The sequence below is a fragment of the Arthrobacter sp. ov118 genome (assembly GCF_900116495.1).
Taxonomy (GTDB): Bacteria; Actinomycetota; Actinomycetes; order Actinomycetales; family Micrococcaceae; genus Arthrobacter.
The window spans coordinates 221913-236044 of the sequence record NZ_FPAY01000004.1 but is presented as its reverse complement, the minus strand read 5'-3'; the positions used below and the strand labels follow the sequence as shown (position 1 = coordinate 236044).

Annotated in this window: 12 protein-coding genes; 5 read left to right on the top strand and 7 right to left on the bottom strand. The window is 67.1% G+C overall.

Translation table 11 applies throughout. The features are described from left to right. The first annotated feature begins 60 nt into the window (after positions 1 to 60). From BM372_RS10765 to BM372_RS10755, 3 genes are all read left to right on the top strand, one after another. Positions 61 to 2490: a phosphoketolase family protein gene (locus BM372_RS10765; RefSeq protein WP_090955124.1), complete on the top strand. Its 2430-nt coding sequence runs from the start codon at positions 61 to 63 to the stop codon at positions 2488 to 2490. A 101-nt stretch (positions 2491 to 2591) separates the two neighbouring features. Then, positions 2592 to 3884, top strand: a complete 1293-nt coding sequence (locus tag BM372_RS10760) for an aminotransferase-like domain-containing protein (RefSeq protein WP_090954992.1) — start codon at positions 2592 to 2594, stop codon at positions 3882 to 3884. A gap of 71 nt (positions 3885 to 3955) precedes the next feature. Then, positions 3956 to 4384 carry a universal stress protein gene (locus tag BM372_RS10755; protein ID WP_090954990.1) on the top strand — a complete coding sequence of 143 codons (429 nt, stop codon included), beginning with the start codon at positions 3956 to 3958 and terminating at the stop codon, positions 4382 to 4384. On the opposite strand, the gene BM372_RS10750 is transcribed toward BM372_RS10755, so the two are convergent. Further along, entirely contained in the window at positions 4381 to 5973 is a 1593-nt protein-coding gene (locus BM372_RS10750) for an AMP-binding protein (RefSeq protein ID WP_090954988.1), read from the bottom strand. The genes BM372_RS10755 and BM372_RS10750 overlap by 4 nt on opposite strands. A 239-nt stretch (positions 5974 to 6212) precedes the next feature. Here BM372_RS10750 and BM372_RS10745 point away from each other — a divergent pair, with 239 nt between their 5' ends. Beyond that, a complete protein-coding gene (locus tag BM372_RS10745; RefSeq protein ID WP_090954986.1) occupies positions 6213 to 6551 on the top strand; it encodes a hypothetical protein in 339 nt (112 codons plus the stop codon). 243 nt (positions 6552 to 6794) lie between these two features. Here BM372_RS10745 and BM372_RS10740 read toward each other — a convergent pair whose 3' ends face one another. The 4 genes from BM372_RS10740 to BM372_RS10725 all read right to left on the bottom strand — a co-directional run bounded on the left by BM372_RS10740 (position 6795) and on the right by BM372_RS10725 (position 11863). Then, positions 6795 to 8333: a dihydrolipoamide acetyltransferase family protein gene (locus tag BM372_RS10740; protein WP_090954984.1), complete on the bottom strand. Its 1539-nt coding sequence runs from the start codon at positions 8331 to 8333 to the stop codon at positions 6795 to 6797. 9 nt (positions 8334 to 8342) lie between these two features. Beyond that, on the bottom strand, positions 8343 to 9323 hold the full coding sequence (locus BM372_RS10735; RefSeq protein ID WP_090954982.1) for an alpha-ketoacid dehydrogenase subunit beta: 981 nt from the start codon (positions 9321 to 9323) through the stop codon (positions 8343 to 8345). After that, positions 9323 to 10597: a thiamine pyrophosphate-dependent dehydrogenase E1 component subunit alpha gene (locus tag BM372_RS10730; protein WP_090954980.1), complete on the bottom strand. Its 1275-nt coding sequence runs from the start codon at positions 10595 to 10597 to the stop codon at positions 9323 to 9325. The genes BM372_RS10735 and BM372_RS10730 overlap by 1 nt, the downstream gene beginning before the upstream one ends. Before the next feature lie 147 nt (positions 10598 to 10744). Continuing rightward, positions 10745 to 11863: a histidinol-phosphate transaminase gene (locus BM372_RS10725; protein WP_177235961.1), complete on the bottom strand. Its 1119-nt coding sequence runs from the start codon at positions 11861 to 11863 to the stop codon at positions 10745 to 10747. Between the two features lie 121 nt (positions 11864 to 11984). On the opposite strand from BM372_RS10725, the gene BM372_RS10720 reads away from it, so the two are divergent. After that, positions 11985 to 12371, top strand: coding sequence for a phage holin family protein (locus BM372_RS10720; RefSeq protein ID WP_090954978.1), 387 nt, complete (start codon positions 11985 to 11987; stop codon positions 12369 to 12371). On the opposite strand, the gene BM372_RS10715 is transcribed toward BM372_RS10720, so the two are convergent. Then, entirely contained in the window at positions 12322 to 13773 is a 1452-nt protein-coding gene (locus tag BM372_RS10715; protein WP_177235960.1) for a hypothetical protein, read from the bottom strand. The two genes, BM372_RS10720 and BM372_RS10715, sit on opposite strands and share 50 nt — an antisense overlap. Continuing rightward, positions 13773 to 14096 (bottom strand): hypothetical protein, encoded by a 324-nt coding sequence (locus BM372_RS10710; protein ID WP_090954975.1) that lies wholly within the window; start codon positions 14094 to 14096, stop codon positions 13773 to 13775. Before BM372_RS10710 ends, BM372_RS10715 begins: the two co-directional genes overlap by 1 nt. Positions 14097 to 14132 lie beyond the last annotated feature (36 nt).

Here is a 14132-nt window from a genome sequence, read left to right as displayed (position 1 = left end):
GTTCCCAACGAAGCGGAGGACTTACTGATGAGCCACCCGGACCACGCGCCAGCCGGCGAAATGCGCAGCCCTGCCGACGGGGGTCCCCGGCAGGAGGAGCCGGCGCTCGACGACGGATTGGCCCTGGTGGACCGCTGGTGGCGGGCCGCCAACTACCTGTCCGTGGGGCAGATCTACCTAAGGTCCAACCCGCTCCTGCGCAGGCCCCTTCAGGCTGACGACACGAAGTCACGCCTGCTGGGGCACTGGGGAACAACCCCGGGCCTGAACTTCGTCTACGCCCATCTCAACCGCGTCATCCGCCGGGACCGGCAGGAGATGCTGTTCATCGCGGGCCCCGGCCACGGGGGCCCCGCTGTGGTGGCCAACGGCTGGCTGGAGGGCACGTATTCGGAGACCTACGGTCATGTCGGCGACGACGAGCGGGGCCTGGCCGAGCTCTTCCGGCAGTTCTCCTACCCGGGCGGCGTGCCCAGCCACGCGGCCCCCGAGACGCCCGGGTCCATCAGTGAAGGCGGAGAGCTGGGATACTCGCTCGCGCACGCCTACGGTTCCGTCTTCGACAACCCGCAGCTGATTACCGCCGTCGTGATCGGTGACGGCGAAGCCGAAACCGGACCACTGGCGGCCAGCTGGCACTCGCACAATTTTCTGGATCCCGTGGCCGACGGCGCCGTGCTGCCCATCCTGCACCTCAACGGCTACAAAATCGCCAACCCCACGATCCTGGCCCGCATGCCGGAACGGCAGCTCGAGCAGTTGCTCCGCGGCTATGGCCACGAGCCACATTTTGTGTCCGTGGACGATCCGGACGATACCCCCAAGGCGCACCGCGACTTCGCCGCTGCTCTGGACGATTGCCTCACCGAAATCCGTGCCATCCAGGCCGCCCACCGCACAGCACCAACCAACGCGACGTCAAACAACGCCTCGAACGATGCCGGTGGCGCGGATGGGCGGTGGCCGATGATCGTGCTGCGTTCGCCCAAGGGTTGGACCGGTCCCCGCACGGTGGATGGCCTGCAGGTCGAGGGCACGTGGCGGAGCCATCAAGTGCCTTTGTCCGAGGTCCGCACCAACCCTGAGCACCTTGCCCAGCTGGAAAGCTGGCTGACGTCCTACTGTCCGGATGAACTCTTTGACGAACACGGCAGGCTTCGGCCGGACGTCAGGGCGAACGCTCCCTCCGGCGGCCTGCGGATGAGCGCGACGGCGCACGCCAACGGCGGCGTGCTGCTGCGCTCCCTGGCCTTACCGGACTACGCCCAGCACGCCGTCGAGGTCGGCACGCCGGGGGCTGAACAGGTCAGCCCCATGGTCACCCTGGGTGGCTGGCTCCGGGACGTCATTGCGGACAACCCGGACAATTTCCTGCTGTTCGGCCCGGATGAGACGGCATCGAACCGGCTGCAAGCCGTGTTTGATGTGTCGGACAAGGTGTGGGAGTCCCGGATCGAGGACGTTGACGAGCATCTGGCCCGGGCCGGCAGGGTGCGGGAGGTGCTCAGCGAACACCTGTGCCAGGGGTGGCTCGAGGGGTATCTGCTGACCGGCCGGCACGGCGTCTTCAATTGCTACGAGGCGTTCATCCACATCGTCGATTCGATGTTCAACCAGCACGCCAAGTGGCTCAAAGTCCACCGGGAATTGCCGTGGCGGCGGCCTGTAGCGTCGCTGAATTACCTGCTCTCCTCGCACGTATGGCAGCAGGACCACAACGGGTTTTCGCATCAGGACCCCGGTTTCATTGACCATGCTGTCAACAAGAAAGCCGAGGTCATCCGCGTGTACCTGCCTCCGGATGCCAACACTCTCCTGGCCGTCATGGACCACTGCCTGCGGTCCCGGGACTACGTCAACATCGTGGTCAGCGGCAAACAACCATCGCCTACCTGGCTCACCCCGGTTGAAGCAGAGCACCACACCCGGCGGGGGCTGGGCATCTGGGACTTTGCCGGCACGGAAGTCCCCGGTGCGGAGCCCGACGTCGTTCTGGCCTGTGCGGGCGACGTTCCCACCATCGAAACAGTCGCGGCGGCACGCCTGCTCGCGGAAGGCGTCCCGGACCTGCTGATCAGGGTGGTCAATGTGGTGGACCTGATGCGGCTCCAGGCAGACAGCGAGCATCCGCACGGCCTCGCCGCACGAGACTTCGACGGAATCTTCACGGCCGACAAGCCGATCATCTTCGCGTACCACGGCTATCCGGCGCTGATCCACCGGCTCACGTACAGGCACGGCAGCCAGGAGCGGCTGCACGTGCGCGGGTACACGGAGGAGGGCACCACCACGACGCCTTTCGACATGGCCATGCTCAACGGCATTGACCGCTTCCAACTGGCCATCGACGTCATCGACCGGGTGGAGGGATTGCGCGAGCGGCACTCGCTGCTGCGCCAGTCACTGCAGGACCGCCGGATGCAGGCACGGGACCACACCCGCGAGCACGGGGAGGACCCGGAGGAAATCCGGAACTGGACGCTGACCTGAGCGTACCGCCGCCAGCCTCGCCCGGCGGCGGCGTCGCCGACCCGGGGTCGGGTGGAAACAATCGTTGCCTCGCGGACAACACGGGTAGTACTCTAGGCTGTGTGACCCACGAAACACTCGATGCCGCCGCAGCAGTCCTACCGGCCGAGGCAATTGACGCAATCGAACGCGCGGCTACGTCCGCCCACCGCCACGAGATCCTGTTCTCGGAGCGCGCAGCCAACATCAAGCAGTCGGCAGTCCGGGACGTCTTCGACATTTCGATGCGCCCCGGCCTCGTTTCCCTCGCCGGCGGGAGCCCCTACTTGCAGTCCCTGCCGCTGGAACGCCTCGGCCAGACCGCCGCGCAAATTATCGCCGAACAGGGGATGACCGCCTTGCAGTACGGCGGCGGCCAGGGCACCGAGGAACTCCGTACCCAGATCTGCGAAGTCATGGCGGCGGAAGGGATCCTCGACGCCGACCCCGCGAACGTTGTAATAACCGCCGGTTCGCAGTCCGCGCAGGATGTGGCCACCAAGGTCTTCTGCAACCCGGGTGACGTTGTCCTCGTGGAGGACCCGACGTACGTCGGCGCCCTCAACACCTTCGAGGCCTACCAGGTGGGCGTCGAGACCGTGCCGATGGACGGGGACGGCATCATCCCGGACCTCCTGGAGGCCAAAATCGCCGCCCTTCAGACCGCCGGGAAGAGCATCAAGTTCCTCTACACCATCCCCAGCTTTAATAACCCGTCGGGGATCACCCTGTCGCCGGAACGCCGGCAGTCAGTGGTTGATATATGCCGCCGGGCGAATATCTTGGTGCTCGAGGACAATCCCTACGGCCTTCTGCGCTTCGACGGCAAGCCGCTGACCCCCTTGCGGGCAGCCAACCCGGACGACGTAATCTACATGGGGTCGTTCTCGAAGATCTTCGCCCCCGGCCTGCGGATCGGCTGGGCCCTTGTCCCGGCCCACCTGCAGCGCCGCTACTACCTGGCGTCGGAGGCCGTCACCTTGTGCCCGCCGACGCTCAACCAAATGCTCGTCTCCGCCTACCTGCGCGACTACGACTGGCGGGGCCAGATCGAGACGTACCGAGGGCTGTACCAGGAACGCTGCGAGGCCATGCTTGCGGCCCTGGCGGAATACATGCCCGACGGACTGAGCTGGACGCGCCCCGACGGCGGCTTTTTCGTCTGGGTCACGCTGCCCGACGGCGTGGACACCTACCCACTGCTGAAGAAGGCGATCGACGCCGGCGTGGTCTTCATTCCGGGAGCAGCATTCACCCATTCCGATGACCCCTCCAACAAGATCCGGCTGGCCTTCAGCGCCGTGCCGCCCGACGCGATCCGCGAAGGCGTACGGCGGCTCGCCCCTGTCCTGCACGAAGCGATCGCCGCCCGGTAGCCCGGACGCCGGGTACCCATCGAACACCTGTACTTACCGAAAAGCAGCGTTATAGAGCAGAGGAGCGGTCCATGACCGGAATTATCGTTGTCGGCGTCGACGGCAGTGAGACGGCGCTGCGGGCGGCGCACACCGCGCGTGACCTCGCGGCTTCCATGGGGGCCACGCTTCATGTGGTCAGCGCCTTCGACAGCGACAGGACCGAGGTCTTCGGCAGCGGCAGTGACCAGTGGATCGTTTCCGACGCCGGGAACGCGGAGAAAGTCGCGCGGACGGTAGCAGACGGCCTGCGCCGCCCCGACACCAATGTCACTTACGCCGCTGCCCGGGGCAAGCCCGCCGAGGCACTGATCCGGGAAGCCGAACGGACCGGTGCCCGGATGATCGTGGTGGGCAACCGGCGCATGCAGGGGATCGGCCGTGTCTTGGGGAGCGTTGCGAACAGCGTGGCCCACGGCGCCCCCTGCGACGTCTACATCGCCAAGACGGACGTCGACTAGGCCGGCTCTGCGGCCTTCAGCTTCCGACGCAGGATTTTTCCTGAGGAGGACTTCGGCACGGCCTCGATGAACTCCACGTGGCGGACCTTCTTGAACGGCGCCACCTTGGCGGCCACAAAGGCTGTGACGGCGGCCTCGTCCAAGGCGTCGCCCTCCGGTCCGGGCTGGCGGACGACGAACGCCAACGGGACTTCCTGGCCATCGTCGTCGAGGGATCCGATCACCGCGGCGTCGGCAATGCCGGGGTGGGTCAGGAGCAGTGCCTCAAGCTCTGCCGGGGCGATCTGGTAGCCCTTGTACTTGATCAGTTCCTTGAGCCGGTCCACGATTGTCACGACGCCGTCGGCCCGCACCGTGGCGATGTCGCCGGTGCGCAGGAAGCCCTGGGCGTCCAGGGCGTCCGCGGTTTCCCGCGGCTGGTTCAGATACCCCAGCATCACGTTCGGCCCGCGGCACAGCAGGTGCCCCGGCGCGCTGGTTCCTTCCGCGGGCACCGCGATGTCCTCGCCTGTGGCCGGATCCACGAGGCGGCACTGCATATTGGGTACCGTGTACCCCACCGAGCTGACCGGAAGGTCCCCTGCGTTGCACGGGATCAGGTGCGACACCGGGCTCATCTCGGTCATACCGTAGCCCTGCAGGACCCGGCACCCGAGGCGCTCGGCCAGGCGGTCGCCCAGCTCCCCGTCCAACGGCGCTGCACCGGAGAGGGCGGTGTGCACCGAGCTGAGGTCGTGCTCGGCGACCAGCGGGTGTTTGGTCAGCGCCACTGCCACCGGCGGGGCGATGAACAGGTAACTGCACCGGTGCTCCTGGATGATCCGCAGGAACTCGGGGAGCTCGAACCGGGGCATGGTCACGAGCCTGGCCCGCTGGCGCAGCGCCAGGTTCAGCAGCACCGTCAGGCCGTAAATGTGGAAGAACGGGAGCAGCGCCAGCAACCGGTCGTCGGGTCCGACGTCGAGCAGTCCCCGGGACTGTTCCACGTTGGCGACCAGGTTCCGGTGGCTGAGCATGACCCCCTTGGGCCGGCCGGTGGTGCCGGACGAGTATGGCAGCACGGCCACATGGGTGGCGGGATCGAAGGAGATTCGAGGTGCCGGCGCACCGGCGGAGAGCAAGTCGCCCAGCGAGGGGTGGCCGTCGGCGCCGTCGAGCACCACGAGCCGGTCCGCGGGGATCCCGGTCCGTTCGGCAGCCTCCCGCGCGGCGGGCAGCAGAGCCGAGACGGTGAACAGCCAGGCCGCGCCGGCGTCGGTAAGCTGACCGGCGATCTCGTCCGCCGTGTACAGCGAGTTGATGGTGGTCACTGTCGCGCCCGCGCGCAGCAGCCCGTGGAAGACCGTGGCGAAGGCAGGGATGTTGGGACACAGGATGGCTGCCACGCCGTGCACGCCGAGGCCCTGGGCCGCGACGGCACCTGCGAGAGCATCGATTTGGCCGCGCAGCGAACGATACGTGGTTTCCGCGCCGCTGGCGCCGTCCACGATGGCGACGCGGTCTAGGTCTTCCTCCCCCAGTCCGCCGAAGAGGTAGTCGTAGATGCCGAGATTGGGGACTTCGACGTCGGGGTAGGGACTTGTGAACACGCAACATCTCCTTTGATCCGCGACCGCCGGGCTGGACGGCTGGTGCCACTCTAGTGCCGCGGTGAGTCTCCGGGACAGGACGGCACGGGCTTGACCGTGATCGGATTTGACCAGGATCACCCCCTTCCGTGGGCAGCCTCACCGCCGGACGACGGTCCCGGACAGGACCGGCTCGGTAAAATGGGAAGTGCCCTGCGATGGTGCGGACATCCAAGAATCCACCTACCAAGGGGAACCTCATGATCACTCTTCAGCGCCGCCAAATGGTCGGCCACGACATCCTGCTCGCCCGCCACGGCAACCACATCAGCACCATGCGGGTGGACCGCAGCGCCGGCCGCGTTGTCGCTTTCCTGGACGACGGATCAACCGACAGCGCCCCCAACCTGATTGCCCCGGGCCTGCGCATGCCGGACACCTTCCGGAGTGTCCTTCGCGAGGACTGGAAGTTCCTCACCGGGGTCAGTGCTCTCGGCGTGGCCCTCAGCGGCCTGATTCTTGCCGCCTCCACCGCCCTCGCCGGACTTAGCAGCGATCCCGCCATGGCCCAGCTGCTGGTGACTTACTCGGGAAGCTAGTCCGCCCGGGAGCTATAGCCTGATAACTGCCGGAACCCCGCCGCTGAACGCTTCAGCGGCGGGGTTCCGTCGTTTCGCTCTTGGCCGCCGCCCGGGTCCAACGCTCCGTCCCAGTTGCCGGCCGCGGGACGTCGCTGCGGCCGGGGAACCCGCGGTATCCCGCCGGTGCAGGCTGCGGGAGCCGAAGTAACTGGGAAGGAACGCTGCGGGCTGCGGGCTGCAGGCTGCGGTCCGTGGCCCGTGTCAGTCCAGGAGCAGGGCCGGCTCTTCCAGGATGGCTGCGACGTCGGCCATGAAGCGGGCCGAAAGGTCCCCGTCCACCACCCGGTGGTCGAAGGATCCGCCGAGGGTGGTGATCCAGCGCGGAATGACTTCGCCGTCCAGGACCCATGGCTTTTGCTTGATGGTGCCGAACGCCACGATCGCGACCTCACCGGGATTGATGATCGGCGTGCCGGTGTCGATCCCGAGGGCGCCGATGTTGGTCACCGTGAGCGTGCCGCCCTGCATCTGCGCCGGCTGCGTCTTGCCGGCCCGCGCGGTGGTGGCGAGCTCGTTCAAGGCCACAGCCAGCTGCTTGAGCGAGAGGTCCTGCGCGTTCTTGATGTTCGGCACCATCAGTCCGCGCGGCGTGGCGGCTGCGATGCCCAAGTTCATGAAGTGCTTGACGTGAATCTCCGCCGAATCGCTGCCGTCCGGGTTGTCCACCCAGGTGGCGTTGACGCTGGGGTTGCGCGCCGCCGCCCAAATGACGGCCTTGGCGAGGATGAGCAGCGGGGAGATCTTGATGCCCTCGAAATCGCGGGAGGCCTTCAGGCGCTTGACGAATTCCATGGTGCGGCTGGCGTCGACGTCGACGAAAATGCTCACATGCGGCGCCGCGAAGGCGGATTCGACCATGGCCTTGGCGGTGGCCTTGCGGACCCCCTTGACTGGTACCCGCTCGATGCGCTGGTCCTGCGGGCGGCCGGACTTGCCCCAGAACGAGTCCGCCTTGTCCAGCTCGGCGTCGCGCTGGGCCTGGTAACTCACCAGGTCCTCACGGGTCACCTCACCGCGGGCGCCGGTAGGCACAACGTCGGCCAGATTGATCCCTAGGTCACGGGCGATCTTTCGGACCGGCGGCTTGGCCAGGACCTTGCCGACCAGGCCGCTGATGGCACCGCCGAACGTGGGGCGCGTGTCGATGGCATCGGCGGGGACCGCTGCCGCCTCGGCAGGGCGGCCGGCCACCGTGCCGGCGGCAGCCGGGAGCGCTGCCGGGACGGGTGCAATTGGCGCGGTGGGGACGGGAGCTGCTGCCGGGATGCGGGCGGCCGGGGTCTGCTGACCTGCGGCTGCCGGGGCGGAAATCCGGCGTCGGCGTTTGACGGCATCGGCCTTCGGACCGGAACCGACCAGCGGCCCACCGGCCGGGCGCCCGGCTTGTTCGCCGGCGTCGGAAGAGTCGGACGGCAGCTTTCCGTACATGGGCGCAGCGGGCGCCTCGACAGCGGGCGCCCCGGCGGCGGGTGCCCCAACGCCGGGTGCCGGCGCAGCGACGGCGTCACTGACGCTGATGATCGGTGTGCCGACCTCCACCGTGACCCCCTCGGGAACCAGCAGTTCGGCGACGGTCCCTGCGAACGGCGAGGGCAGTTCGACGAGGGACTTGGCCGTCTCGATCTCGCACAAGACATCGTTGATGGCGACAGTATCGCCCTGCTTGACCTTCCAAGAGACGATTTCGGCCTCCGTCAGCCCTTCGCCGACGTCGGGGAGGTTGAACTTGTTGAGCGTCATGGGTCCTCGTTAGTACGCGAGGGCGCGGTCCAGCGCCTCAAGGATGCGGTCGATGTCGGGCAGGTAGTCTTCCTCGACCTTGGCCACGGGGTACGGCATGTGGAACCCGCCGACACGGATGACGGGGGCCTCGAGCGAGTGGAAGGCCCTTTCGCTGATTCGGGCAGCAATTTCGCCGCCGATCCCGCCGAAAGTTGGTGCCTCGTGGGCCACGATCAGCCGGCCGGTCTTGTGGACCGAGGCGGTGATGGTGTCGAAGTCGATCGGTGAGATGGAACGGAGATCGATCACTTCTACGCTGTGGCCGTCTTCGGCCGCGGCTTCGGCCGCGGCCAGGGCCACGGGCACGAGCGGGCCGTACACGGCGACGGTGGCGTCGGTTCCCTCCCGGAGCACATGCGCTTTGAAGGGGTCTGCGGATGCGCCGGGGCTGTCCGTGTCCACCTCGCCCTTGAGCCAGTACCGGCGCTTAGGCTCGAAAACGATCACCGGATCCTGGCAGTCGACGGCCTGCTGGATCATCCAGTAGGCGTCGTGCGGATTGGACGGCGTGATGATGCGCAGGCCGGCCGTATGGGCGAAAAGAGCTTCCGGCGATTCCGAGTGATGCTCGATCGAACCGATGCCGCCGCCGTACGGGATCCGGACAACAACCGGTACGGTCAGGTTGCCATTGCTGCGCGAGTGCATTTTGGCGAGCTGGGTGGTGATCTGGTTGAAACCGGGAAACACGAAGCCGTCGAACTGGATTTCACAAACAGGTTGGTAGCCGCGCAGGGAGAGCCCGATCGCGGTGCCAATAATGCCGGATTCTGCCAGTGGGGTATCGACGACGCGGTCGGCGCCGAACTCGCCGACTAGTCCGTCGGTGACCCGGTAAACGCCGCCCAGGGCGCCGATGTCCTCGCCCATCAGCAGCGAGCGGGGATTGTTGTTCAGCGTGGCCCGCAGGCCCTCATTGATGGCTTTCGCAATGGTCATGGTGGTCATCAGCGGGCCGCCCTGTCTGTCTCGGCTGTTTCTGCCTGGGAGCCGGGGTCCTTGGGGTCCTCGTCGGCGAACCCGGCGCTGTAGGACTCGAACCAGGCCAGTTCTTCGGCCACCAGCGGATGGGCCTCCACGTAGGTATTGGCGAACGCTGTCCGGATATCCGGGGTTTCGAGGTCGTGGGTGGTCTTGCGCACGTAGGCGGCGAGGTCGTCGCCGTCTGCCCGGACCTGCTCGAAGAAGGAATCGTCCGCGAGGCCCTCAGCCCGGAGGTACTTCTCGAGCCGCTCCAGCGGATCCTTGGCACGCCAGAGGCCTTCTTCGTCGGATCCGCGGTACTTGGTGGGATCGTCGGCCGTGGTGTGCGCCCCGACGCGGTAGGTGAACGCCTCGATCAACACTGGCCCGTGGCCCTCGCGGGCCTGCTCCAGCGCCCACTCGGTGACGGCGTGGACGGCGATCACGTCATTGCCGTCTACCCGAATGCCAGGGAAGCCGTAGCCCTTGGCCCTGTTGGCGAGCGGGATGCGGGTCTGCACGGAGCTCGGTACGGAGATGGCCCAGTGGTTGTTCTGGCAGAAGAAGACCACCGGCGCCCGATAGGACGAGGCGAACACCATCGATTCGTGGACGTCGCCTTCGGAGCTGGCGCCGTCACCGAAGTACACCATGACGGCGGCCTTGGGCTCCGCGGCCTGGCCCGATTCGGCGCTGGCGGCAGCGTTGGCCGCCGCCAGTTTCTGGTCCCGCTGGATGCCCATGGCGTAACCGACGGCGTGCGGAGTCTGGGCGGCCAGGACCAGCGTGTAGAGGTGGAAGTTCGTGTCCTTGGGATTCCAGCCGCCGTTGGAGACGCCACGGAACTGGCGCAGCAGTTCGGCCAGGTCCACGTTGCGCGTCAGGGCGACCCCGTGCTCGCGGTAGGTCGGGAAGATATAGTCCTGCGGCTGGCTCGCCCGGCCGGAGCCGATCTGCGCCGCCTCCTGCCCCGTGAGCGGAACCCAGAGGGCCAACTGGCCCTGCCGCTGGAGGGCGGTGGCTTCCACATCGAAGCGGCGGATCTTCGCCATGTCGGCATAGAAGCCGCGCAAGGTGTCGGGGTCGAGCTTTTCGGCGTACTTCGAGAAAACCGGGTCTGAGCCCAGGGAGCCGTCGGGGCCCAGCAGCTGCACCATCGGTTCGGCCGGAGCACCCAATCGGGCCTCGGCTTCCGCCTCGAGCTGGTCGTCTATGCCGGTTCCGTCGAACTCGGTAGAGGGCAGATGTGTGGCGCCCATACCGTCTCCTTGCTTGCCGCATCCGAATGCGCCGCAATCGCTGGGATATATGCCGGACACGGCATGCATTCCGCGCCCGGCATATATTTTGGCTTACTGGTCCTTACTTTATCCGCACGGGGCGGCCTGCACGGGTCATGTTAACCGCTAGGAACGCCGTGGCGGTTTTGTATAGGTTGCACACAGCTCCAGGAAACGGGTGTTGGCTTCCGGTTCGCCGATGCTGACCCGCACCCCCTCGTTGCCGAAGGCGCGCACAGAGAGTGCCCGCTCCCCCGCCAGCGCGGCGAATTCCGTGCTGTTTTCCCCCAGGTTGAGCCACACAAAGTTGCCCTGCGCCTCCGGAACGAACCACCCGAGCTCCCGCAGTCCGGCCGTGACGCGGTCCCGCTCATCGACCAGGCTTTGTACCCTTTCTACAACGTCAGTGAAATGCTCCAGTGACGTGACGGCGGCGGTTTCCGCGATCTGGGACACCGCGAAGGGTGTGGCGGCGACCCGCAGGTGCTGGGTCAGGTCCGGCCGGGAGACGCTGTAACCCACCCGTAGCCCGGCGAGGCCGTGCGCCTTAGAGAACGTCCGCAGGACCACGACGTTGGGGTACTTGCGGTACATGGCGATGCCATCCACCGCGTCCCCGGCGCGCACGAATTCCTGATAGGCCTCATCGATAACCACCACGACATCCGCGGGGACAGCCTTGATGAAGCGCTCCGTTTCCTCGGTGGTCAGGATAGGCCCGGTCGGGTTGTTGGGCGTGCACAGCAGGATCATCCGGGTCCGCGCGGTGACCGCCGCGGCCATGGCGTCAAGGTCATGGCGCCCGTCCGCCGTCAGCGGGATGCGCACGCTCTCGGCGCCGGCCAGTCCGACGCAGATCGGGTAAGCCTCGAACGAGCGCCAGGCGTAGACGACTTCGTCGGCCTTGCCGTCATCATTTTGCCCGGCGAACGTGGCCAGCAGTTGGTTTAAGGCGCCCAGGCTGCCGGCGCCTGTAACGATGTCCTCTGCGGGGACATCCAGGAACCGGGCCAGCGATTCACGCAGCTTGCTGCTGAGCGGATCGGGGTAGCGGTTGAAGTCGGCCTGTGCCGCGATGGCCTGCTGCACTGCAGGGATCGGGGGCAGCGGGTTCTCGTTTGATGAAAGCTTGTAGCTGACCAGGCCCTCGACGGGGACCGGCGGTTTTCCGGCCGCGTAGCGGGGGAGAAGGTCAACCACCGGACGGGGCTTGATGCCCCCGGCCGTGTTCTCTGATGAAGTCATGCCATCTAGCCTACTTCGGGTCGCTGTCCTGCTTCGGGCGCCTGCAATGGAGGGATGTGGCCCGCCGCCGGGGGGAATATGGTCCCTGCCGCTGCGGCGGAGCATATGACAGCATGAGGCCATGCGCTCATTTATCGTGCGAGTCATCATCAACGGACTGGCCCTGGCCATTGCCTGCTGGATTCTCACCGGGCTGGACATTTCAACCGCCAGCGATGGCACCCTCAGCATCATCTTGGGCTACTTGTTCATCGGCTTGATCTTTGGCCTTGTCAACGCCTTCGTCAAGCCCATCGTCAGCATCCTGTCGTTGCCGATCACCATCCTCACCCTGGGTCTCTTCACCGTGGTCATTAACGCGGCGATGCTCTACCTGACCTCTTGGATCAGCAGCTACACAACGGTGCACTTCACCATCGACTCGTTCTTTTGGACTGCAGTGTTCGCCGCCATCATCATCAGCCTGGTGTCTCTCGTGGCGAGCTTCCTTCCCGCAATCGACCGCTAGAAGCTCCCGGGCCCGGCCGGGTTCGCGGCAGCGCTGGTACGCCCCGCGGCGACGGCCGCGCCTCACGCCGGAGCGAGAATCTGGTCACTGTCGCAGCCCCGCCCGTTCCCACCACGGCGGCCAGGGCCGCCGTCGAATCCCGGAGCGTGGTGTCCTGGCTTGCCGAGATGAGCGTGGCGCCGTCCGCGTAATTTTCCAGCCGGTGCCCCGGCCCCAGGCCGAAATCCGCCGGCGGCGGCACCGTTAGCGGGTTCGTCAGCGTCACGGTCACCCTGCCCCTGGTATCAGGATTCACCAGTCCGTCGGCCCCCGGCACCCAGTCCTGCTCGTGTTCCAGGTGCAGGCTGGCCACGTCCGGCCCCGGGCTGATGCCGCCCACCGGTGAGCCCGCTGTCAGCACGAACTTGAGATCGTATTCGGCCAGGAGGGCAGCGTCCTTACTGAGGTTCATCGCGTGGATCCCGCCCTGGCTGTAGCCCACGGCCACGAGTTGTTCACCGGGCCGGGCCCCTGCCTGCTCCAAGGACTGCCGGATCGCTGCAGCAGTCGAGGCCGAGTCGTAGCCCAATGCCTCGGCGATTCCGGCGGGGTCAAAGGGGTTGGTCCCGTCCGGCGGACCGCCCAGCTGGGTCCCGGGAATGATCACCACCCATGAGCGCCGGTCGGCGCCGTCGACTTCGATGACCTCGATCCGGCCCCCCGGCTCCCCCATCGCTCCGGCCCGCCGCAAAAGCCCTGCCGGTGAGAGGTCGACAGTGGCCGTGAATGTCTCCCTGCCCGCGATGTTGACGGGCCGGGGATTAAGAAACGCGAGCCCCGGCGCCCCCGAGGCGTCGCGGACCAGTCGTCGGACGTCAGTGGGCCCTTGCAGGGCTCCGACCACCGCCGCCAGGGGCGCGGGCAGGCCCAGCAGCGCGGCGAGATTCCCGGGCATCATGGCGATCCATCCCTCGACCGTGTCGCGCACGCCGGGGAGGGCGAAAGGTTCCGGGGCCGCGCCGTACCCGGGCCCGTGGAGTCCCAAACGCAGCAGCAGGGAATTGCGGGCCTCCGCGTATTCGTACTCCCGGTGGCTTGCCCGGACGTCCTCACCCATGCGCTGAAGCTGAGACCGGACACGGCCAACGTCCCTGCCGGCCTCTCCCACCGCAATGATGGCGTTGCTGCCGCTGGCATAAGAGTCGGCCTGGTACGGGAAAAGTGCGCGCCGGACAGCGTCGGCCTCCACTTGGACCGACTGCAGCCGCCGGACCAGCCCCTCCAGTGCCCCGGCGCCGGCCAGCAGCTCCTCAAACTGGAAGCTGATCCCTCCGACGCCGCCCCGGATCCGCAGGCTTCCGTCATCCGGTTGCGCCGTGACCCTGGGTGTGCCGCCGGAGTCGGCCGGAGTCGCGTCGGCCATCAGGAGCCCGGGCCGCCCGCGGACAGCGTCACGTTCTGGGCGTGCCGGAGCACCGCCGCCGCTGCATCCAGCAGGGCGTCGCGGCTGCGCCGCAGCGACGCCGCCTGCAGGGAAACGCTCACACGGTAGGCGCGCCCGGCCGGCGACTGCCAGGTCTGCAGTTCAAGGCGGGCCAGGCTGGCGAGCACAGCGTCCGCCTCGTCGGCGCACCGCGCAACGCGGGCGGCGAGCTGCTGGATCTCATAGGTGCGTGAGGCGCACGCGAGGAAGTCGGCGGACTTTGCGCCAAGGACAGCCACGTTGCCCGCCGGTCCGGGTTGCATTCCACTGTGCTGCACTCCATCGGGCTGCATTCCACT